Source organism: Psychrobacter glacincola (assembly GCF_904846215.1).
Lineage (GTDB): Bacteria > Pseudomonadota > Gammaproteobacteria > Pseudomonadales > Moraxellaceae > Psychrobacter > Psychrobacter glacincola.
On the sequence record NZ_CAJGZK010000009.1, the window covers coordinates 42,511 to 65,627 of the forward strand.

Annotated in this window: 20 protein-coding genes; 12 read left to right on the top strand and 8 right to left on the bottom strand. The window is 43.2% G+C overall.

The window, feature by feature from the left end; all coding sequences use genetic code 11:
• Positions 1 to 31: 31 nt before the first annotated feature.
• Positions 32 to 1,204, bottom strand: coding sequence for a cupin domain-containing protein (locus JMW90_RS06985; protein WP_201562587.1), 1,173 nt, complete (start codon positions 1,202 to 1,204; stop codon positions 32 to 34).
• 131 nt (positions 1,205 to 1,335) lie between these two features.
• Here JMW90_RS06985 and JMW90_RS06990 point away from each other — a divergent pair, with 131 nt between their 5' ends.
• Complete coding sequence (locus JMW90_RS06990; protein WP_201562589.1) at positions 1,336 to 1,521, top strand: NF038104 family lipoprotein; 186 nt, start codon at positions 1,336 to 1,338, stop codon at positions 1,519 to 1,521.
• Between the two features lies 1 nt (position 1,522).
• Here JMW90_RS06990 and JMW90_RS06995 read toward each other — a convergent pair whose 3' ends face one another.
• From JMW90_RS06995 to mnmA, 3 genes are all read right to left on the bottom strand, one after another.
• Positions 1,523 to 2,161: a DUF2238 domain-containing protein gene (locus tag JMW90_RS06995; protein ID WP_201562591.1), complete on the bottom strand. Its 639-nt coding sequence runs from the start codon at positions 2,159 to 2,161 to the stop codon at positions 1,523 to 1,525.
• A gap of 45 nt (positions 2,162 to 2,206) precedes the next feature.
• The gene (gene purB, locus JMW90_RS07000; protein WP_201562593.1) at positions 2,207 to 3,598 is read right to left on the bottom strand and encodes an adenylosuccinate lyase; all 1,392 of its coding nucleotides are present in this window, start codon (positions 3,596 to 3,598) and stop codon (positions 2,207 to 2,209) included.
• 81 nt (positions 3,599 to 3,679) lie between these two features.
• Entirely contained in the window at positions 3,680 to 4,906 is a 1,227-nt protein-coding gene (gene mnmA / locus JMW90_RS07005; protein ID WP_201562595.1) for a tRNA 2-thiouridine(34) synthase MnmA, read from the bottom strand.
• A gap of 256 nt (positions 4,907 to 5,162) precedes the next feature.
• On the opposite strand from mnmA, the gene ispF reads away from it, so the two are divergent.
• From ispF to JMW90_RS07030, 5 genes are all read left to right on the top strand, one after another.
• Positions 5,163 to 5,669 carry a 2-C-methyl-D-erythritol 2,4-cyclodiphosphate synthase gene (gene ispF / locus JMW90_RS07010; protein WP_276529653.1) on the top strand — a complete coding sequence of 169 codons (507 nt, stop codon included), beginning with the start codon at positions 5,163 to 5,165 and terminating at the stop codon, positions 5,667 to 5,669.
• A 148-nt stretch (positions 5,670 to 5,817) separates the two neighbouring features.
• Complete coding sequence (gene grxD / locus JMW90_RS07015; protein WP_201562599.1) at positions 5,818 to 6,168, top strand: Grx4 family monothiol glutaredoxin; 351 nt, start codon at positions 5,818 to 5,820, stop codon at positions 6,166 to 6,168.
• A gap of 278 nt (positions 6,169 to 6,446) precedes the next feature.
• Positions 6,447 to 6,974 (top strand): hypothetical protein, encoded by a 528-nt coding sequence (locus JMW90_RS07020; RefSeq protein WP_201562601.1) that lies wholly within the window; start codon positions 6,447 to 6,449, stop codon positions 6,972 to 6,974.
• Positions 6,975 to 7,556: 582 nt separating this feature from the next.
• Complete coding sequence (gene mnmG, locus JMW90_RS07025) at positions 7,557 to 9,455, top strand: tRNA uridine-5-carboxymethylaminomethyl(34) synthesis enzyme MnmG (protein WP_201562603.1); 1,899 nt, start codon at positions 7,557 to 7,559, stop codon at positions 9,453 to 9,455.
• Between the two features lie 345 nt (positions 9,456 to 9,800).
• Positions 9,801 to 10,760, top strand: coding sequence for an AEC family transporter (locus tag JMW90_RS07030; RefSeq protein WP_201562605.1), 960 nt, complete (start codon positions 9,801 to 9,803; stop codon positions 10,758 to 10,760).
• A 227-nt stretch (positions 10,761 to 10,987) separates the two neighbouring features.
• Here JMW90_RS07030 and JMW90_RS07035 read toward each other — a convergent pair whose 3' ends face one another.
• The 3 genes from JMW90_RS07035 to JMW90_RS07045 all read right to left on the bottom strand — a co-directional run bounded on the left by JMW90_RS07035 (position 10,988) and on the right by JMW90_RS07045 (position 13,586).
• Positions 10,988 to 11,134: a hypothetical protein gene (locus JMW90_RS07035; RefSeq protein WP_201562607.1), complete on the bottom strand. Its 147-nt coding sequence runs from the start codon at positions 11,132 to 11,134 to the stop codon at positions 10,988 to 10,990.
• Between the two features lie 48 nt (positions 11,135 to 11,182).
• Positions 11,183 to 12,184 (bottom strand): LLM class flavin-dependent oxidoreductase, encoded by a 1,002-nt coding sequence (locus tag JMW90_RS07040; protein ID WP_201562609.1) that lies wholly within the window; start codon positions 12,182 to 12,184, stop codon positions 11,183 to 11,185.
• Between the two features lie 472 nt (positions 12,185 to 12,656).
• Entirely contained in the window at positions 12,657 to 13,586 is a 930-nt protein-coding gene (locus tag JMW90_RS07045) for a LysR substrate-binding domain-containing protein (protein WP_201562611.1), read from the bottom strand.
• Positions 13,587 to 14,082: 496 nt separating this feature from the next.
• On the opposite strand from JMW90_RS07045, the gene JMW90_RS07050 reads away from it, so the two are divergent.
• The 5 genes from JMW90_RS07050 to JMW90_RS07070 all read left to right on the top strand — a co-directional run bounded on the left by JMW90_RS07050 (position 14,083) and on the right by JMW90_RS07070 (position 20,332).
• Entirely contained in the window at positions 14,083 to 15,744 is a 1,662-nt protein-coding gene (locus JMW90_RS07050) for an AmpG family muropeptide MFS transporter (RefSeq protein ID WP_201562613.1), read from the top strand.
• A gap of 47 nt (positions 15,745 to 15,791) precedes the next feature.
• A complete protein-coding gene (gene prmC / locus JMW90_RS07055) occupies positions 15,792 to 16,727 on the top strand; it encodes a peptide chain release factor N(5)-glutamine methyltransferase (protein ID WP_201562615.1) in 936 nt (311 codons plus the stop codon).
• Between the two features lie 15 nt (positions 16,728 to 16,742).
• On the top strand, positions 16,743 to 17,537 hold the full coding sequence (locus tag JMW90_RS07060; RefSeq protein WP_201562617.1) for a HesA/MoeB/ThiF family protein: 795 nt from the start codon (positions 16,743 to 16,745) through the stop codon (positions 17,535 to 17,537).
• A 75-nt stretch (positions 17,538 to 17,612) separates the two neighbouring features.
• On the top strand, positions 17,613 to 18,968 hold the full coding sequence (locus tag JMW90_RS07065) for an ABC1 kinase family protein (RefSeq protein WP_201562620.1): 1,356 nt from the start codon (positions 17,613 to 17,615) through the stop codon (positions 18,966 to 18,968).
• Positions 18,969 to 19,072: 104 nt separating this feature from the next.
• A complete protein-coding gene (locus JMW90_RS07070; protein ID WP_201562621.1) occupies positions 19,073 to 20,332 on the top strand; it encodes a YbfB/YjiJ family MFS transporter in 1,260 nt (419 codons plus the stop codon).
• A gap of 19 nt (positions 20,333 to 20,351) precedes the next feature.
• Here the strand turns inward: JMW90_RS07070 and JMW90_RS07075 are convergent, their stop codons facing one another.
• Entirely contained in the window at positions 20,352 to 20,840 is a 489-nt protein-coding gene (locus JMW90_RS07075; RefSeq protein WP_201562623.1) for an Lrp/AsnC family transcriptional regulator, read from the bottom strand.
• Between the two features lie 217 nt (positions 20,841 to 21,057).
• On the opposite strand from JMW90_RS07075, the gene leuA reads away from it, so the two are divergent.
• Positions 21,058 to 22,851 carry a 2-isopropylmalate synthase gene (gene leuA, locus JMW90_RS07080; protein WP_201562625.1) on the top strand — a complete coding sequence of 598 codons (1,794 nt, stop codon included), beginning with the start codon at positions 21,058 to 21,060 and terminating at the stop codon, positions 22,849 to 22,851.
• Positions 22,852 to 23,117 lie beyond the last annotated feature (266 nt).

Below are 23,117 nucleotides of genomic sequence, written 5' to 3' on the forward strand. Positions count from 1 at the left end.
TAATAATAAGTTAGTAATAATGGCTATCGTATCATTCTGAGTAATTTAGCCATACCCAGCCATTTTCTAACCATTCCATGACTTCATCAGGGTCAATCCCTTCCATATCATCAAGCGTTAGATACTCGCCATTCGATAAGCGTACGAGTAGTGCTATCAAGGTTGCATGCAAATCATCTAAGCGCTGCCCATTAACATATACAACGATGCCATCACAGGTTTGGGTATATAACAAACGATTGCTATAATCGGCTTGTAGCGTCGCGCCATTTGCCAATGCAGATATCATCTCATCGGTCGTTAGCGACTCTTCAGGGACGAGTGCATCATATTGACGCTTACTGACCACTTCAGACACAGCTTGGCGAATAATCGTATCACCGCGCTCAGACTGGAGCATTTGCAATAGTTGAGCTTTGATCGCTTCAATGCTGTTTGTTTGCAACTCACCGGATGCTTGCAGTGCTTGTGGCAATAGCATTGGCACGAACAAATCACTGTCATTGGTTGCGATATCTGCGAGGCTATCGATAACTTGCATCAAGTTTGGGCGACGGCAGCCAAAGGAGAATGTAAGGCAGTCATCTTGGGCAACACCAAAATGCGCTAATTTCGGTGGCACATACAGTACATCACCGGCCTCCAATATCTCATCAAAGATAATCTCGCCCATCTCATCAAACAATCGAATAGGCTCATCAGCGACGAACTCAGTATCTTTATCACAGAATTTACCCAACTGCCAACGTCTAGAGCCAAACCCTTGCGCTAAAAATACATCATAATCGTCATAGTGTTTGCCGACTGAACCACCTTTTGGCGCATAGGAAACCATAATATCGTCACGCTGCCATTGCGGGATAAAGTCAAACGCTTGCCACAATTGCCCAAGCTCAGGTGACCATTGCTCTAAATTCTGTACCAATACTGTCCATTGTTCAGGCAAGTTGTCAAAATCTGCCTCCGTCAATGGACTTTTTTTAAGTTGCCACTGCGGTTGACCGTCTTGCTTGAGAGCTGCTTGGGTCAGCAGTCGCGCTGAGGCATCTTCTTCTATGGCTAGACCAAGCATATCTTCCGGCTCAAACATACCAATTAATTGCGGTAAACCTTGCTTAATAAGTAGCGGTTTTTTTTGCCAATAGTCGCTTAAGAATTGCTCAGGTGTAATGGAATCTGGTAAACAAAGCGGTATAGAGATCATAGATAAATCCGTATGATTAAATGGGTATAAGATTAATAACAAGGATAGCTTTATAGGCGGGTTTTATTAGTTTATGATTATTACCTGTCTGATGACTGTCATCAGAACCTTTAATGATTCTTAGGGTATTTATGAAAAAACTACATTTTATCGTCATTATTGCCAGCATTTTTTTGCTACAAGCCTGTGTGCATAAGTTGGTTACTGTACCGGTCAAAGTGGCCTATAAAACTACCAAAGGCGTGGTCAAAGGCACTGTCGCTGTTACCAAAGCCATCATACCGGGCGACAGTGATGATGACAAAGAAGACGATTAATTTATAATTTGATTATAGGTCGTTTACGAGTTTGAAATAGAATAATAGCTGCTGCAATCAGCCCACCGAGTAGTGCTAAAGCCATGTCTTTGTGGGCATCCCAAACATCCCCTTGCTGACCGTTATAAGCCTCTGCCGCTTCTGGCGATAAAGTCGCTGCAATTCCCCATTCTAATAGCTCGTAAAGCAGGCTTGATGACATATTAATCATAAGTGCAATCGCTATTAATAACTTCGATGATTGAACCTTAAATATAGACTTTGAACTCTCAATCATCGCAAAAAATAGCAAAAGCCCATAGCTAAAATGTACGAGCCTGTCATACATATTACGCTGCCAACCAAATAACTCGCTAAGGCTTATACTAAATAGCTGCTGTGTCCAATCATCATAAGGTACATACGAGTATAAATAGCGTGCGCCTATAATGTGAATAAATAGGAATATTGCAGCAAGCACATAAGAGCGCGAGCTAATATATCCGTAGCGATAAGCGCCCAGCATTAATGCTAGAAAAAGCAGAGTACCCAATTGATGCAGCAGGTAGCTTGACCATTCTAGAAGCTCAATACTTGCCAGCACCATAACGATTAACACCGCCATAGTACTGACAACTACCGATTTAACGTTTCGCAGCATGTTGCACGCTTATATTTTTTGTAAGCTGTTATTAATAGCTAATGATTAAATCTTGGCAATCCATTCTTTAATGGTGCGTGCTTGTTCAGCTGCATTACCCACATAAGTTGCTGGCGTCATCTCGCGCAGGCGCGCTTTATCAGCATCGCTAACGGCGGATAACTCATCACTTTCAACGAACGTCAGCATGGCTTCACGCGTCATGGCATTACCACGAGTCAAGGCTTTAAGCTTCTCGTATGGGTTTTCAACGCGGTAGCGACGCATCACGGTTTGAATCGGTTCTGCTAATACTTCTTGAGCGTTGTCTAAATCATCGTTTAAACGCTTAGCATTCAATTCAAGTTTGCTCACGCCTTTTAAACACGCATCAAAAGCAATCATACTTTGCGCCAGACCAACACCGATATTACGCAACACGGTAGAGTCCGACAAATCGCGCTGCATACGTGAAATTGGTAGCTTTTCACCCAAATGCGCGAGCATGGCATTAGCAACGCCCAAGTTACCTTCAGAGTTTTCAAAATCAATCGGGTTGACTTTATGCGGCATGGTAGAAGAGCCAACCTCACCATCTTTTAGGCGCTGTTTAAAATAGCCTAAGCTGATATATTGCCAAATATCACGGTTAAAATCGATTAAGATAGTATTGAAACGTTTGACCACATCAAACAACTCAGCGATGTAATCATGCGGCTCAATTTGCGTAGTGTAAGGGTTAAAAGTTAGCTCTAAACGCTGGTCAATAAATTTCTCTGCATGAGCCTGCCAATCAACATCAGGATATGAGGCATAGTGAGCGTTATAGTTACCAACCGCGCCATTTATTTTACCTAATAGCTCAACTTGACCGACTTGCTTGATTTGACGGGCTAGGCGGTAAGCGACGTTTGCCATCTCTTTACCAAGAGTGGTTGGGCTAGCCGTTTGACCATGCGTGCGTGACAGCATAGGCTGGTCAGCATGAGTAATCGCTAAATCAACAATGCTATCAGTCACTTGCTGCATTTTAGCAACCACAATCTCGCGGCTGTCTTTTAGCATTAATGCATATGATAGATTGTTAATATCTTCACTGGTACAAGCAAAATGGATGAATTCTAATGAATCTTCAAGCGCCGCCTGTCCACGGAACTTGTCTTTGATAAAATACTCAACTGCTTTCACATCGTGGTTGGTCGTCGCTTCGATATCTTTAATCGCTTGCGCGTCGGCTTCGCTAAAGTTGTCAACGATAGCATTCAAAAAAGCATTGGTACCAGTATCAAATTCTGTTAATTCACTAATAGCCCCATTATCAGCCAATGACTGTAACCAGCGAATCTCAACGGTCACGCGCGCTTTAATCAGACCAAACTCAGATAAATAAGGGCGCAAACTATCGGCTTTGGACGCATAACGACCATCGATTGGGGATAGGGCGGTAAGTAGATTCATAGTAAGACCTTAAATAATAAAAACGAAAAGACATTCAGAAGTGAAAAAAAATAAAACAATTTTTAAAAATAAGAAATAGTACTAAAACCCACAAGGCGCATCAATAGACGCAATCACGCCGCCGCCTAGACAAACCTCATCAATATAAAATACTGCTGACTGACCGGGAGTCACCGCACGTTGTGGCTCATCAAAAACCACTTGTACCTCAGAGCCGTCATCATTGCTAGCAAACACGCGACAGGCTTGGTCAGGCTGACGATAGCGCGATTTTGCCATACAGCGCAAGCCATCTGAGCTAAAAATATCCGCAGGTGGCAGACCATCGACCCAATCGAGCTTATAAGCTTGCAGCTCATTACTCAGCATCATCGGATGCTCGTGACCTTGACCGACGATTAGACGATTGTTATCTAAGTCTTTTGCAAGCACAAACCACGGCGCCTCAACACGGTCTTTCACACCGCCGATACCGATGCCGCCGCGCTGACCTAAGGTGTAATACATGAGGCCATCATGAGTGCCAATAGTGATGCCATCATCAGTGACGATATCGCCTTTTTGGGCAGGCAAGTACTGTTGTAGAAAGTCTTTAAAACGTCGCTCGCCAATAAAGCAAATACCGGTTGAGTCTTTTTTATTGGCGGTAATCAGGTCATGCTCTTCAGCGATTTGACGTACGATAGGTTTTGCAAGCTCACCAACAGGGAACAGAGTCTTGGCAAGTTTGTCGCCACCGACTGCATGTAAGAAATAGCTTTGGTCTTTATTATTATCCAGTCCGCGCAATAGCTGAGCGACTTCTACGCCATCGTCGTTTTTGTAATTGTTACTGCGGCGGGTATAGTGACCAGTCGCGATATAATCAGCGCCAAGCGTTAAGGCGTAATCCAAAAATGCTTTGAACTTAATCTCTTTATTGCATAGGATGTCTGGATTGGGCGTGCGTCCGGCTTTGTATTCTGCTAGAAAATGCTCAAACACGCGATCCCAGTATTCCATGGCAAAGTTTGCGGTATGCAATTTTATGCCAATTTTATCGCAAACCGCTTGCGCATCGGCTAAATCGTCCATTGCCGTACAGTATTCCGTGCCGTCATCTTCTTCCCAATTCTTCATAAACAGACCCTCGACCATAAAGCCTGCTTGCTGAAGCAAAACAGCAGAGACAGAGGAGTCGACACCGCCTGACATCCCGACGATCACATGCTTGGTACTAGGACTGTCGACATCAGTAAGCGTGAGAGGGCGATGGGCGTCAAAAGAAGCAGAAACGGATATGCTTGGGGTGTTTGGCATGGCTGACATAAAGCGGCTCAACTATTTATACTTTGTCCAAGAATTATAATGGCACTAATAACTGATGCAATAGTTACAATAGTAAGCTGAGCAAGTTAACAGTGTCGGTTTGTCTTTTGGATTGGGTATTATGATAAAATAAGCGTCATATTATACCAGTTAATTGAAACTGGTGGCGAGCTATGGCATCTTACTATGAGCAAAACCGCTTTAAAAATTTAGATAGTGGTTTTCAATTATTCTAATCACCATTAATTTACTTGGAATGTTAATGATAAAAATTGGTCAAGGTGTTGATGTCCATGCGTTTCATAATAATGGTCAGCAGCAGCAATATGTCGTGCTAGCGGGTGTGCCTATTGAGCATACCCATAGCTTACTTGCGCACTCTGATGGCGATGTGGTACTGCATGCACTTGCTGACGCTTTGCTTGGCGCATTGGCGCTCGGTGATATCGGGCAGCATTTTCCCGATACGGATGCGGCAAATGCTGGTTTAGATTCACGCGTACTACTTCGTTACGTATATGGCAAAGTGTTGGCCGCAGGTTATACGTTGGGAAATGCTGATATCACCGTCATGTGTGAGCGTCCAAAACTGGCACCACATAATTTAGCCATGCGCGTCAATATTGCCAGTGATTTGCAGACAGACGTGAGCAGTATCAGCGTTAAGGCGACCACCAGTGAAAAACTCGGTTTTACCGGTCGGCAAGAGGGTATTATGGCCAATGCCGTGGTATTATTGGTAGCGAATACGTTTGGCGTTTAATTCTCAATAGCATCTCAGTATATATTATGATTACTGCCAGCTATCAACAATACTTGTAATATGGTTAAGATTGCTCCATCTAGGAGCAACATGCCAAATTTAATGTGAAATGTTTTTTTATAAATAGTTTTAACAAATAGGAGTTTTTATGACTGAGCAAACCCCAAATACCGCTGCTAACGATATTGAACAATTGATTCGTAACCAAATTAAAGACAATAAAGTCATTCTTTATATGAAAGGCACGCCGCAGTTTCCACAGTGTGGTTTTTCTGCTAAATCGATTGAGGTACTTACCCAAATCGGTCGTCCATTTGCCTTTGTGAATATCCTAGAAAATCCAGAAATCCGTGCAACGTTACCGCAAATCGCCAATTGGCCAACTTTCCCGCAATTGTGGATTGATGGCGAATTGATGGGTGGTTCTGATATCATTTTGCAAATGTACCAATCAGGGGAGCTTAAGCCTTTGGTTGAAGCAAATAGCCCTGCCGCTTAATATCGGCTGTACTTGATATCAACTGCACTTGATATTGACATTGGTTTTTTAATATCTGAATTTCTGCTTCTTTGATGTTTGAAAATACGAGTAATGTTCAAGTCTTGGTATCTGAATCCGAGTGGCTTTATTAAAGGCTGCTCGGATTTTTTATTTTTTAATATTGACGGTCAACAAGTTCAATTGTTTTTGCCAACTTTATCCCCATATAACTCTTAATATCGATGTTCAAGACCTCGAAACATTGAGAAACATTGAATCAATAACAAGAGAGTTCTATGACTAACGAATTAAATAGCCAAGCCATTCAAATACAAGATGCCGAACAAGCTGCGATTGAAAAACGTCGCGAGTATCTAAAAAGCGAATCACTACGTATTATCGATATTGCAGCCAGCGAGCCCTATTCAGCGCTGAAATGTATTCATCAGTTGAGTGTGGCGGGCGGTGCCACCGAAGCGACATATGTGGCGATTGAGCAGCGTATTGTCGCTGATCAAGATGCTGCCGGTGCTTATCATTTGGCGTTATTGGCTCAAAATACGCCAGATTTACCCATTGATGCGCGTCAACTTATTGAACTGGTCGTTAATAAAGGCGACAATGCTCAGCGTTTGGCATTGCTAAAAAACTTGCCGCTGCCGCCTGTTGAGACGATTAAAACGTATATATTGGCCAGTGACGATGGTGATGCTATCGGGCAGATGAATGCGTATTTACAGATTAATCCAGAAGGCTATGGCAGCCAACATATGCTGGCGAGTGGGCAGGCGGATCGTATTGTGCCGCTTAGCCCTAATAAGTAAACGTTGGTAATAGGCGCTGGCAATCCATTTATATTGAGGTTGCGTTTGTTAAGGCATCAACGTTAATCAAAACTTCTTAATCGTTAATTTTAATAGTTTTTCTTATAACGTTTTTTAAATGACAAAAAATTGTTATAATTAGCGGTTATCTATAGTTAATCTACTTTTAAAAAAGTACAGAACTGCTGGGGCTGATTATTGGCAGCCTCTGTCTGCGTAGGCAGTAGGCACAGCAAGAAAGAAAAATTAACTTCAGCAATGATTGATAATATTTTTATTTCTTTTATTTAGGACTGACAATATTCAGCTAATAGCGGCTCGTTCTATAGTTGATTCATTTTAAAAACGATACAGCGCTATTGGCTATGATTTTTTGCAGCCTCTGTCACGCCTGCGAACAGCAAGCAAGAAAAATTATAGCCAACAGCACGTTATTACCATCGTATCGCTTTTATTTTGAACTGACTATATATGCTAGTCGCTATCTCTTTTTAAATTCGACTGACACTTATCTACCCAGTTCCTGCTATTGAATAATAGCCTGTCGCTAAGCATAGCGTGATCAGTCAAGTGAGGCATTACATGCAATACCCAAAAAATTACGACGTGGTAGTGATCGGTGGTGGTCATGCTGGCACAGAAGCTGCTTTGGCGGCCGCACGTATGGGTGCACAGACCTTACTGTTGACGCATAATATTGAAACACTGGGGCAGATGAGCTGTAACCCTGCGATTGGTGGTATTGGTAAATCGCATTTGGTGCGTGAAATCGATGCACTAGGCGGCGCGATGGCCTTGGCGACTGACAAATCTGGTATTCAATTTCGAGTACTTAACAGCCGTAAAGGCGCTGCGGTTCGAGCCACGCGTGCGCAAGCAGATCGCATTCTTTATAAAGCGGCTATTCGTCATACGTTAGAGAATCAGCCGAATCTTGATATCTTCCAACAGGCAGCCGATGACATCTTAGTTGAAAACGGTCGTGCGACGGCGGTTGTGACTGCGACTGGTATTATTTTTAAGACCCAAACAGTAGTATTGACCTCAGGTACGTTTTTAGGCGGCGTTATTCATATTGGTCTTGAAAGCTCAAAAGGTGGACGCGCAGGAGATCAGCCTTCTATCAAGCTTGCTGATCGTTTACGTGAGCTAAAACTCCCTGTCGGTCGCCTAAAGACGGGTACGCCCGCGCGTATTGATGCGCGTAGTGTTGACTTTAGTGTGATGGCGGTACAGCCGGGTGACACTCCGCTACCGGTCATGAGTTATATGGGTGATGTGTCCATGCATCCTGAACAGGTGAATTGCTATATCACTCATACCAATGCGCGCACTCATGATATCATCCGTGAAAATCTCGACCGCTCACCGATGTTCTCAGGGAAAATCGAAGGCGTAGGTCCACGTTATTGTCCGTCTATTGAAGATAAAATTCACCGCTTTGCGGATAAAGACAGTCATCAGATTTTTATCGAGCCTGAAGGTTTGACCACCCATGAGCTGTATCCGAATGGTATTTCAACCAGCTTGCCGTTTGATGTGCAGTTAGAGTTTATTCATAGTATGAAGGGTCTTGAGAACGCGCATATCACCCGTCCAGGCTATGCGATTGAATATGATTATTTTGATCCGCAAAACCTAAAACCAACGCTTGAAACCAAATCGATTGATCGCTTGTACTTTGCCGGACAAATAAATGGTACGACCGGTTATGAAGAAGCGGGTGTGCAAGGTTTGCTTGCTGGCACCAACGCCGCTCTAGTCACTTGTGAAAACAGTGAGTTTGATGTTTGGACGCCGCGCCGTGATGAAGCCTATCTTGGCGTGCTTGTCGATGATTTAATTACGCATGGCACCACCGAACCGTACCGAATGTTTACCAGTCGCGCCGAGTATCGCTTGCTCTTGCGTGAAGATAATGCTGATCAACGCTTGACTGAAACGGGTCGAAAATTAGGCTTAATCGGAGACGCACGCTGGCAAGCGTATGAAGAAAAAATGGAAGCCATTGCTTCAGAAACTTCGCGCCTCAAAGATATTTGGGCAACGCCTATCAATGCGTTAGGCGCACAAGTCACTGCGCAAACAGGAGAGGTACTGTCCAAAGAGTCGACGGCTTATGATCTGCTTAAGCGTCCGCAAATACATTTTAAGGATATTGCAGCAATCACAGGCTCAGAGGTGGATAGTCAAGTGGGCGAACAGATTGAAATCTCTGTCAAATACGCAGGTTACATTGATCGTCAGCAAGAAGACATTGATCAAATGAAGCGTTTGGAGAATACAGCGCTACCAATGGATTTTGATTATAGTGTGGTATCTGGGTTGTCCAATGAGATTGTACAAAAACTGACGCAAGTCCGTCCGTCAACGTTGGCACAAGCTGGACGTATCAGCGGTGTCACACCGGCTGCTATTCAGCTACTGGCAATGACAGTTAAAAAGCAGAAAAAAGTACAAGCAGCGTTAAACGCGTCATAGCAATATAGTCATGGTTTAAAAGCCAAAAGCAAAAAGTCCATAACGAGAAGTCGTTATGGGCTTTTTCACATATAGTCAAAATACTCTAAAAACGCTACGGTGCTGCGGGTATAAATTTTTTGCCGCCTCTGTCTGCGCAGACACAGCAAGCAAGAAAAATTGATACCCGCAGTACATAATGTATCGATATTACTTTTCTCTGACTATAGCGCTACGAATTATCAACCCTGTTTTTATTACCTACACCTGTTATTACCTATATCTGTTATTTTCTACATATTTTTTACTAATTCACCTCGCTATTGTCCATATTATGATGGGCTTGGCACTAAATTGAGCCTGTTTATGATTGATGCCATTATTTTTGCTATAACCATCGTCTTGCCCAACCTTGCTTTAATGGGGTTGGGGTTTTTTATGAAAAGACGTGGCGAGGCGGATCAGGTATTTATCGATCAGGCATCCAATTTCGTTTTTAATTATTGTTTGCCGTGCTTGTTGTTTTTTAGCGTGGTCGATAGTGATGTGGATTATGCTAAGCAAATGGTATTGATAGTTGCAGGCATTTTGGTGACCTTTATATTGTTTATCGGCTCTGAGCTGTATGCCAAGCGTTTTATCAGTGACCCTGCCAATCAAGGGGTTTTTGTACAAGGCATTTTTCGCAGTAATATGGCGATTATTGGACTGGCAACCGTTGCCAATGCTTATGGTAGCAGCGGTTTGGGTATTGGTGCCGTCTATATGGGTGTGGTGACGATATTGTTTAATATCTTGGCGGTGATTACGCTTAGCCGTGTGTCTAAAAGTATGGATGATACTTGGCTTAGTCGTAGTACTATGATTGTCAAAAAGCTATTGAGCAATCCTTTGATTATTGCCCTTGTGGCAGCATTTACTTATAAAGCGTTGCCACTGCCGCCGCTTGCTGGTGTCATTCATACTACCGGTGGATTATTGGCAGCCGTTGCCTTACCGCTTGCATTGATTTGTGCGGGTGCCAGTATTGATTTAAAGTCGATGCTGCACCCTTCTGGGCTTTCTATGCAGGCAAGCATTGGGCGCATTGTTATCGCACCGCTAGTAGCAATAGCGGTTGGTTTTGCTTTTGGTTTAACGGGCGTACATATGGGTGTACTGTTTTTGATGGTTGCCTCACCAACGGCAGCCGCAAGCTATGTGATGGCAAAAGCGATGGGCGGTAATGATATTTTAGCGGCCAATATTTTGGCATTTACCACAGTGGTTGGTATGTTTGGTATGGCGATAGGTGCTGCGATATTACGCGCCATGGGGCTAATGTAAAGGACAAGTAATGAAGTCTGATAAAGCAATTACCTTATTTAAATCGGTCGGTTTGGTGTTATGCTCTCTTAAAGATTTGGCTCTCCTAAATGTTTAACAGCCCCTAGTAATAAATGGTGCTTTTGTTGGACAATTATCAAAAGTCAGCACTAAAAAAGCCTCCTATCCTTGAAGAATAGGAGGCTTTTAAGGTTATATGAAAAACTAAATGGACGATAATATATTGACTAACGACGATTATCACGCTTCTCTTCACGGCGTTTTTTTCCGCGAGGACTGACACTATAAGTAAAATAGCCGGCAACAATCATAACTGCAATAAAAGCCAAGATATATAAAAATATTGATGAACCAATAGCAGCAGAGGGTTCCATGACCGTAATCTCATTAAAGTTTATCTATAATTATGCGAGCGTAACGATTTATTGTAAAGTAAACAAATTTAGCTGAGCTGTAAGTTCAAGCGAACGCAAACGTGCTGCCTGATCATAGACGTTAGCAGTGACAATCAGCTCATCTGGCTGATAGGTAGCAAGAAACGCCGTAAGCTTTGGCTTGACCGTTTCAACAGAGCCGATAAACGACACCGACAAAGCACTATCTACCATCATTTTCTCAGCAGGACTCCAGATACTATCCATATCATGAGTAGGTTTTGGCATCTGACCGGTTTCACCACGGCGCAAGCGCACAAAGCTCTGCTGTGCTGAAGTAAAGTGATACTGCGCCGTCGCGTCATCGTCCGCAAGCAATAAATTTGCCGCTAGCATGACATAAGGCTTCTCTAAATAAGCTGATGGTCTAAATTGTTCGCGATAAGCTGTGATGGCTTGTCCAAGCATTTGCGGGGCAAAGTGCGAGGCAAACACATACGGTAATCCCAAATGCGCCGCTAAGGTCGCACCAAAAAGGGAAGAACCTAATATCCAAATAGGGACATTAGATTTTGCACCCGGAAATGCCTGTACTGGGCTATCATCTGTACCATTGCCCAAAAAGTACATCAGTTCTTGGACATCTTGCGGAAAGCGATCGGCATCTTGCATTTGGCGACGTAATGCCTGAAAAGTCGCACCATCTGTACCGGGCGCTCGACCCAATCCCAAATCTACGCGGTCGCCATATAATGCTTGTAAGGTACCGAATTGCTCAGCAATAACGATTGGCGCATGATTGGGCAACATCACGCCACCTGCGCCAATGCGTATACGCTTGGTCTGAGCACCAATATGCGACAGTAGCACCGACGTTGCTGCACTAGCGATACCGGGCATATTGTGATGCTCTGCCATCCAGTAACGGTTTAAGCCAGATTTTTCAGCTTGCTGCGCTGTCTCAACGGTTTGGGCGACACCTTCAGCGATGCTCTTACCCTCAGGGACGGGGGCTAAATCTAAGAAAGATAAGGGAATAAGGTTACTCATAAATCACCTGTTTGTAGATGCCATACGATTAATGGCAGTATTATTTATTATGAATTTATGAAAGCATTGGCTTGCCCAATCATTATTAAACTAGTGATATAAGTATCATAATACAAGTCCTAAATGCTTTACATTCTATATAATGGGGCGGTTAAACGAGATATAAAGGTCAGTACTCATGTTGATAACAAATCTTAATCATATGAAGTATAGAGAATATAGTCAGTCCTAAATAAAAGAAATACAAATGTTATCAATCACGATAGGGGTTAATTTTGCTTGCTTGCTGTGCCTACGCAGCCTAAGACAGAATAGCCCAAAAGAAAAAAGCATCATTATCTATGGATAACGATGCTTTTATTAGTATTTTAAATAATGAGTATTTTTAATTGTGAGTGCTTTTGATATTTGATTTATAAAATTGACTCAGTAATTAAAAATTTGACTATATGTGCTAATTAGACAAAAGTCGTTATTGACTAAACTGCTTTTGACACAGCTCCATAAATGCCCGACCGTATTGACGAATTTCTGCATCATCACGTACTGCCATCCAACTGGTAAAACGTCCAAAATGGTCAACAGGAATGGCGGTCAGATTTTGATAATGACTTGGCTCGAATGCCATCTCTGCGATAATACCAATACCTAAACCCAAGCCAACATAAGTACTAATGACATCGGCGTCAAGGGCAGCCAGTACGATATCTGGCTCAAGACCTGCGTCGCTAAAGGTTTTGTCAATGGCGCCGCGCCCCGTAAAGCCGCCATGGTAAGTCACTATTGGATAACTGGCAAGGGTCGGTAAGTCGATAGACTCTAATCCTGCAAGCTCGTGATCACTTGGTACGATGACGCGATGCGTCCAGTCGTAATAGCGGTAGCAGCGCAGATAGTTATTGTGTAGTAAGGACTCGGTTGCAATGCCAATATCGGCCTGCCCACGTATCACCATCTGTGCGATGGTTTCAGGATCTGCCTGTTGCAAAATCAGATTGACCTTGGGAAAACGCTCTTTAAAGGCTTTCACGACTTCTGGTAAGACATAACGTGCCTGAGTATGAGTCGTGGCAATCGTCAAGGTACCCACATTTGGATTGTTAAAGTCGAGGCTGAGGTTTTCAATCGTACGAATTTCGGCAAAGATAGACTCAATATGCGGCATGAGCGCGGTGCCCATCGTCGTAAGCCCTGTTAATCGTTTGCCTTGGCGCACAAACACTTCAGTTTTAAGCTGATTCTCAAGTGCCGCGATATGCTTTGATAGACTTGATTGGCTGGTGTGCAGTACCGTTGCCGCCTGACTTAAATTATAGCCATTGATGACTGTATGCCACACTGTCTCCAACTGCTTAAGCTGAATTTGCAGATGCCGCTGATTGACCACTACGTCGATTGCCATAAGTTAATCCCATCATATAAAGAGTCAGTCGTCTTTATAAAAGTTAAAACGCTCAAAAAACATAACAAGGCTGTAGTGTAAATCAAAGCTATTATTCTTGTATATAATAAATAGGTATCGGTTTATAAATATATGGAATATAGATAAATCGTTTAGATAATACGTCAAATAGAAATATAATAGGCATAAAGCAAAAAAAGTAGAATATGGTTTATAGTTGAGAAAGGTTAAGACACATGAGATTACCAAGTTGGAATATGGGATACAGTACCTACCGGAAAACAAGTAGTTAATGCAAAAACATCTAGTCAATTTAAGCGTTCTCAAGTACCATTATTCAATTTTGCAGCAAATGTCATTTTCTTTGTACAGAGCTAGGCGATTTTTTGTCCCTTTTTATCCTGATAGTCTCAATGTCATACTGCCAGTAGATAAGATTTTTGGATAAAAGATGGCGCACTGTCGTATTTTTTGTCTAAATTTTTGGTGAGTCGTTATGTCTGCTGTCCAACCTATTCCGCCCAATTCTCCTATTGCCAAGAAGTCATTTGGTGAATCTTTGCAGGCTTATCTTGATCGGCGTTCGCTTATCATGCTGTTCTTGGGCTTTGTCGCTGGCATTCCTATCTTACTAATTTTCTCTAGCTTATCATTATGGCTGCGTGAAGCAGGGATTGATCGCAGCGTAGTAACGATGTTTAGCTGGGCGGCGCTTGGTTATGCCTTTAAGTTTATTTGGGCGCCGCTAATTGATGCGGTGCCATTGCCGATATTAACCAAGCTCTTAGGTCGCAGGCGCAGCTGGATATTGGTCTCGCAGATAATGATTATTGCAGCTATTTGTATTATGGCGAGTGTCAATCCAGCGAATGAAGGCAGTCTAGTCCTGATGGCAGTAGGTGCAGTACTACTTGGCTTTTCATCAGCGACACAAGACATTGTTATTGATGCCTATCGTATTGAGCTGGCACCACCAAGCCTACAGGCGGTCTTGTCTGCTATGTATGTGACCGGTTACCGTATCGGGATGATCGTCGCTGGTGCTGGGGCGTTATACTTAGCTGATTATTTTGGTTCTACCGAGAGCTTTTATAGCTATGAGGCGTGGCGCAATACTTACTGGATTATGGCAGCAGTGATGGGCATTGGGGTTATTACCACCTTGGTGATTCATGAGCCGATTAGACAACAAGTGGTCGTTGAACGTAAAACGTCAGACTATACTCGTCTGGTGCTAGTATTTGCCATATCAGTCATAGGTTTTGTAGTGGTATTTGCTAATGCCGGCTTGGTCTTACCTGAGACAGAAAGTGTGTTCGCAGGTTTCTTGATCGAAGTAGTGCGTATGCTATCGAGCTTGGCAGCGGCTTTGATTATCGGTTACGGTCTAGTAAAAGCCAACCTTGTAGAGCAAGAGTTTGCTAAGACTACATGGATTGAGCCTATTGCTGACTTTTTCCGCCGTTACGGTAAAAAGGCGTTGTTGTTATTGGCACTGATTGGTCTTTATCGTATCTCCGATATTGTGGCAGGGGTTATCTCCAACGTTTTTTATCAAGACATGGCATTTACTAAAGTTGATATTGCCAACGCTGTTAAATTGGTTGGCGTTGTCATGGCGATTGCCGGTGGTTTTTTAGGTGGTTTATTAGCTCAAAAAATGCGTATCATGCGCGCAATGATGGTTGGGGCAGTCCTTGCCTGCTTGACCAACTTGTTATTTATTCTGTTGACGTACCATCCAGGTAGCTTGCCGTATATGTATTTGGCAGTAATCCTTGATAACCTTGCAGCTGGTCTTGCCAGTGCCGTATTTATTGCCTTTTTATCTGCGTTAACCTCCATTCGCTTTACTGCCGTCCAGTATTCGATATTTTCATCATTGATGACATTATTACCAAAAGTGGTCGGTGGTTATTCAGGTACCATCGTTGATAGCACCAGTTATCCGTTCTTCTTTATGTTTACCTTTTTAATTGGTATTCCCATTCTTGCGCTGATTTATTATGTTGATAAATATATCGTCATTGGTGATAACGACGATATCTATGGTGATGGTGATGACGGCAATAATAACGACAGTAATAAAGGTGTTGAGCTAACCAAAGCCAATCCTAATTTAGCCAATACCAATGAGCCACCGCGCGCGTCAGATTAGGTTGCAAGTTATAAAATTAAAGCAGATATAATTATTAAGAGTCATTTATGCCAACGCCAAAAGCAGTAGATGTGACAGTTTGGCAAATAAAGCAGCAAGCGATGCAAATGGCGGAAGAACTATCTGTTCCGCCATTTTGGATAACGGATTGGCTACTATATGTTATCGATAAACCAGCGCTATTTTTAATAACGGATGATAGCTATCAGCTAAGTGATGTTGAGGCTGAGCGATTTAATGCTGGTGTCACTAAAATGCAGCAGGGTATACCACTCGCTTATTTGACGGGTACACAGGCGTTTTGGTCGCTAGATTTTACCGTTAATGAGCATACGCTCATACCCAGACCCGATACTGAAGTTTTGGTTGAAACCGTACTAGAGTGGATAAAAAATCACCCACTTAGTACAACGCCAATGTTAAAGCCAATGTTAAAGCCAATGCGCTTGTTAGATTTGGGCACGGGTTCTGGTTGCATTGCCATTAGTCTTGCTCACGAGTTAAAGCTGGCTAATAAGTTAAAACAAGTAAGCTGGCAAGTGGTTGCAGTTGATTTTTCGCTAGAAGCACTAAAAGTTGCGCAGCATAATGCCGTCAGTCATGCTGTAGATGTTGAGTTTGTGCATAGTAGCTGGTATGACGAATTGCCTGCTAGTGATGAGCCGTTATTTGATGTGATTGTCTCAAATCCGCCTTATATTGATGAATCGGATGAGCATTTGGTACATTTGGTGGCTGAGCCTATCAGTGCTTTGAGTGCCCCTAATTATGGCTTAGCTGATATTGAACATATTGTCCATCATGCACCGCAGTACCTAAAAGTAGGCGGGCTACTGGCGATTGAGCATGGTTATGACCAAGGACTTGCCGTGCGCCAGTTATTTTCGGACAATCATTTCAATAATATACGAACGATTAAAGATTTTGGTAATAACGATAGGGTAACGCTTGGAGAGTTTACTAAAAATAAGCTGCAATATTGAGTACTGGTAATCTATATGAGTGATGTAGAAACAGAAATGTTGTTAGATGATGAGCTGCTGCGTTATGCGCGGCAAATATTGCTTGATGGCTGGGATATTGATGCGCAGCTACGACTAAAGGCTTCACGTATCGTCATGATAGGGGCAGGTGGGCTAGGCTGTCCGGCTTCTGAAACCTTGGTAAGAGCAGGACTTGGGCGCATTCACTTAATTGATGACGACGACATTGAAGCCAGTAATTTACAACGGCAAACGCTGTTTTTACCTGAAGATATCGGTAAGCCCAAGGCTCTGACCGCCGCGCAAATGTTAGAGAGGATCAATCCTTTAATTACCGCTCGCGGTACGGTTGCAAGATTGAGTGAAGACAATGCTTATGAGTTACTTGATATGGCAACAGATAAGCCTGACCTACTCTTAGACTGCACCGATAATTTTGCGACCCGTGATATCATCAATCGTATCAGCGTACGCTATCAGATACCGCTACTGTCTGCTTCAGCGATTGCCATGCAAGGGCAGCTGGCACTGTTTGAGCCCCATCTAAATACCGGCTGCTATCATTGCGTGTTTGGTTCTGTGGTACTTGATGACGCAGCAGATGAACGTACGTGTGCCAATTCAGGGGTACTTGCCAGCACCACAGCCATCATGGGCAATCTACAAGCCAATGCTGCTTTGCAATATCTAGGATTAACCAAAAATCCACTGACAAGTAAACTGCTGATATGGGATGGTAGTCGCATGCAGCAACGCTTGATGGGCTACCGAAAAGAGGCAGAATGTCCTGTCTGTAACAGCCTTTCCTAATTTCAATTAATGTCCTTTTATCCGTTATAATCACGGCTTCTCAAACATTCCTTTTATGACCACAGTTGTCTTTCTATGAAAATTCATCGTCCGCATTTATTAAAACATACTTTTAATGTCGTTAACCGTGTTCGTCAAACAGCAAGTGTCGCGGGTTTATCAGCGCTTAGAGTGGCAAAAGGCGAAAAACCTGATGCCATGCTGCTAAAAGAAACCTTTGAGCAATTGGGCGCGACTTATATCAAAATAGGGCAGTTTATTGCCAGCACACCGTCATTATTTCCCCGTGAGTACGTGCAAGCATTCCAAAGCTGCTTGGATCAAACCACGCCATTGTCTTATGCTTATATTGAGCAGGTATTAAAAGAAGAGCTAGCCGTTAATGGGCTTACGCTTGAAGAGACGTTTGCGTATATTGATTCAGAGCCACTAGCGTCAGCCTCTATTGCCCAAGTCCATGCGGCGCGTTTGCATAATGGCGATGAGGTTGTCTTAAAAGTGCAGAAGCCTGGTGTCGAAACCATCATGCAGACGGATTTGGGTGTATTGCATGGCGTGACAAAGCTGGTTGAGCTGTTGATGCCTTCGATGCGATTCGCCAGCATTGCGCCAATTATCGATGAGATTCGCCTGCGTATGCTTGCAGAGACAGACTTTATCGCTGAAGCACAAAATATTCGCGACTTTCAGCAGTTTTTGGCAGTATCAGGCAATACACGCGTAGTAGCACCAAAGGTTTATGAAGCACACACTACCAAGCGTGTGTTGACCATGAGCCGCTTGTATGGTGTCTCTATGGTAGATGAGTCTTTGATGCGTCAATACTGTACTGATCCTGCGCAAGTGATGGCAGATACGCTGAATACGTGGTTTGCAAGCCTTATGCTGTGTAATAGCTTCCATGCGGACTTGCATGCGGGTAATTTAATGCTATTGACCGATGGACGTATCGGATTTTTAGACTTCGGTATCGTCGGTAAGCTAAAGGCTGAGAGCTGGCGTGCCTGTATGGGTATGATGCAAGCGATGCAGGACAATGATTATCAAGCGATGGCGCGCTATATGATAGATATGGAAATGACTCATGGCGGTAATCAGGTCGATGTGGTGGCATTGGGTAATGATTTACAGCGTATGATGAAAACCATCATGGCAGAAGATAAAGCCTTTACCAGCGGTATCCCTTTTAATAGTAAAGAGCAGGCGGATGAGCTGAATACGATGATGCTTGAGATTGTTGATGTCGGCAAGCGCCATGGTATTCACTTCCCTCGTGATTTTGCCTTGCTGACCAAGCAGATGCTCTATTTTGACCGTTTTATGCGTACGCTTGCGCCTGATATGGATATGTTTAGTGATCAGCGTGTGCAGATGATAGGAAAAGCAGAGAAAAACAATCAAGAAAATCGTTCAACGCTGAATTTCTCGTAGGATAAAAAACCGTATTTAATGCTTTTTTAATCAATCGTTTATAATTGCTGTTGACTGTTTTAACACAAAGGGTTGTGTGCTTATTGCCACAAAATGGCTCTGTCATGATGACTGCTCTCAAAAGCCGTGCTGCTATTGTTATTACCAATGAAACGTTGATTGCGTTGATTGGTATGTATTGTATGGCAGTGGTGATGGGGTTTGGGCGCTTCTTATTTACAGCAACTCTACCTGATATTATGATTCAATTATCGCTATCCACGACCATTGCTGGCTGGCTGGCTTCAATCAACTATATCGGCTATTTTATTGGCGCGCTCATTGCGATGTTTGTGCCGCCGCGCTTGACTTGGCACATGCTAATATTATGGACAATAGTCAGTGTCATCACTACCATGCTGTTGGTCGTGCCAAATATGTCATTAAATCTATGGTATGTCATTCGGCTGCTATCAGGTATCGCAAGCGGTGTAGCGATGATTTTAAGCTCATCTCTGGTGATTCAAAGCTTTAGTGTTGAGCGCCGCTCGGTGCTATCGGCGGTACATTATGCGGGTATCGGCGTCGGTATCAGTGCCTCTGCTATATTAACGTGGTGGTTACTGACCATTGGCTATCATTTCGATGTGATTTGGCTGGTCGCTGGAATGATAAGTTTGCCCGTTTTATGGCTGCTGTATGCCATACGTCCGATAGATTCTATTGTCTCAAAGCCTGATAATAATCAGACATCTTCGCTTCACCAAACCTACATTAATTTTAAGCGCTCTTTATATGAGGCGCTAGCAGGTCATAGCAAGCCCGTTGCTTTATTGTTGACCAGTTATATGCTGGCAGGATTTGGCTATATCACGTCCGCGACTTTTTTGCCAGTCATGGCAGCTCAGCGCTTGACCACTCAAAATTCTGCTGGACTGTCTATTTGGTTGGTTGTGGGCATTTTTGCCATGCTCTCAAATCCTATTTGGGGTGCCCTTGCCAAGCGTATTGGTGAGGTCAAAACCTTAATGGGCTTGACGTTATTGCAAGCGTTTGGCATGTATTTGCCGATAGGGATTGATGGCGCTATTGGCTTATATGGTAATGCCATGATTTTAGGATTGACCTTTGTTGGCATGGTCTCTATGACCTTGACGATTATTAAAAACATCAATCCCATTTATTCGAATTTGTTGATAGGACTTGCGACATTAGCGTATGCAATAGGACAGTTCATCGGACCATTGGTAACGGTGGCGTTGGCAGGAGAGAATGATAATTTCAATGCCGGGTTGTTGGTGGCGGCTATAGGACTACTGATTGGACTGATTTTGGTATTCTTTTTTTGGCGTCAAACGAACCGGCTGCAACAAACAATCATTTAAGCGGATTACCTCAACATAATTACACCATACTGCGGCTAAATACTTCTCGTAGCTCAAAGCTGGTATGGACTTGTGCCACGCCTTCGATACGATTTAAGCGATGTAATAAAAACTCCTCATAGTGGGCCATGTCGCGTACGCGTACTTTAATCAGGTAATCTTCTGTGCGCCCAGTGACGATACTGCAGCTGATGACTTCATCAAAACTTTTAACTTTACGCTCAAACTGCTCAAAACGGTCAGCTGTGTGACGGTCCATACTGATGGCAATAAAGACTGCCAAGGGATAGCCAAGTTTTTGGGCATCGGTTTGGGTATGGTAGCCTGTGATAATACCGCTATCTTCTAAGCGCTTAATACGGCGCGCGCAAGGGGTTGCCGAGAGATTCACGCGCTCAGCCAGCTCAGTAATGCTCATACGTGCATCGGTCTGCAATAAGCGCAATAAGCATTTATCAGTGTCATCAATATCTGTAGCTATTGGATGATTAGAATGGGTATTTTGCATAATAAGTATTTTTATTAGTGGATTAAATCAATTATAACGGTTATTTTGTGGTATTTCACTAATATAATGCAAATATACTTGTCATAAAGCCGATATTCACCTTATGAACTTTGTTATTATAATGGCATACGTTCATATTATCTCGTATGATAAAGCAAGATTTTGGCATTGATTGCCTCACTAAAAATACCAACCTAATGCCATCTAAGGATTGATTATGTCTGACCAAGCAACACGCCCTGTAGCATCTGCTGCAAAGAGCCTACCCAAAAAAGCCGCTTTCGATTTTCGTAAATATCGTCCTTTTGCATTTGCGCCGCTGTTGCCAGATCGCACATGGCCGAGCAAAACGCTTGAGAAATCACCGATATGGGCCAGTGTGGATCTGCGTGATGGCAATCAGGCATTGATTGATCCGATGACTATCGAGCAAAAAATGCGTTTTTTTGAAACCTTGGTAGAGGTGGGTTTTAAAGAAATTGAAATAGGTTTTCCCTCAGCGGCGCAAGTAGAGTTTGATTTTGCCCGTAAATTGATCGAGGAAAATCATGTGCCAGATGACGTGACTTTGCAAGTGTTGGTGCAGGCTCGTGAGCATTTGATTGCTCGTACTTTTGAATCCTTAAAAGGCGCAAAGCGTGCCATTGTTCACGTTTATAACTCAACGTGCCGCATTCAGCGCGAAAAAGTATACGGCAAAGATAAAGATGAGATTAAAGAGATTGCCATTACTGGTGCTAAATTATTGGTGGAATATGCCGCAAAATACCCTGAGACAGAGTGGGTATTCCAGTATTCACCAGAGAGCTTTAGCCAAACTGAGACTGAATATGCGGTTGAAGTCTGTGATGCCGTTTGTGATGTTTGGCAGCCAGAAAACGGTCAAGAGGTTATCTTGAACTTACCAGCGACGGTTGAGGCATCAACGCCTAATGTATTCGCTGATCAAGTCGAGTATTTTTGTCGCAACCTTGCCAAGCGTGAGCATGTGACTATTAGTTTGCATACGCATAATGACCGTGGCTGCGCGGTAGCTGCCGCTGAGCTTGGTGTACTTGCGGGCGCTGATCGTATTGAAGGCACCTTACTTGGTAATGGTGAGCGTACCGGTAATATGGATATCATGGTCATGGCGATGAACTTATTTAGCCAAGGAATCGATCCAGAGCTTGATTTTAGTAATATGAGTGAGATTGTGCAGGTGGTCAGCGAATGTAACAACTTGCCAGTTCACCCACGCCATCCTTATATTGGTGAGCTAGTATTTACAGCCTTTAGCGGCTCGCACCAAGACGCGATCAAAAAATGCCTCGATTATAATGAAAAACATATCGAGGAAACAGAAAACGTTTGGGATGTGGCTTATTTACCGATTGATCCGGCGCATATCGGTCGCAGTTATCAAGATGTGGTACGTATCAATAGTCAATCTGGCAAAGGTGGTGTGGCTTATATCTTACAGCGCAATTATGGCTTTAACTTGCCGCGTTGGATGCAGATTGACTTTAGTGGTGTGGTACAAAAACAAGCTGAAACGGCTGCTCGTGAATTGCAAAATGATGAGATTTTGCAGACCTTTGAAGACACTTATCTACAGCAAGGCAGTTTTGAGCTGTTAGACTATACGGTCAATAATAAAGGCGGCAAAGTCTACTTTAATGGTCAAGTGCAGATGAATGGCGATACCATTAATATTGATGGTACTGGTAACGGTCCATTGTCTTCGTTTATCGATGGATTGGCGCAGCATACAGGCAAATCAATCCATGTCATTAACTACGCTGAGCATGCAATCAATCCGCAGCATAGCGATGTTAATAGTGATGGCAACGGTATCGACGACGGCACTAATACTGATAATAAAACCAATGCCAATGCGGCGGCTTACATCCAGTTAAATGTAGATGGTGAAGTATATTCAGGTATCGGCACTTGTAGCAGCACCGTATCAGCCATGCTAAAGGGCGCATTATCAGCCTTTGCTCAAGCGGTGAATACCGCCGCGGCTTAATATCCAAGCACTATACATATTCAAATGCTTAAGCATTTGAATATGTAGACATATAGTCAATGAAAAGTAATATCGACACATTAGGTACTGCTGGTATCAATTTTTCTTGCTTGCTGTGCCTACGCAGACAGAGGCTGCAAAAAATTTGTACCCACAGTACCGTAGCGTTTTTAGGATATTTTGACTATATAAGATTACTGTTCTATAAAGATAACGTCATGACTCATTGCGATAAGCAAGTTAGAGCCATGGCGTTATTTTTTTCA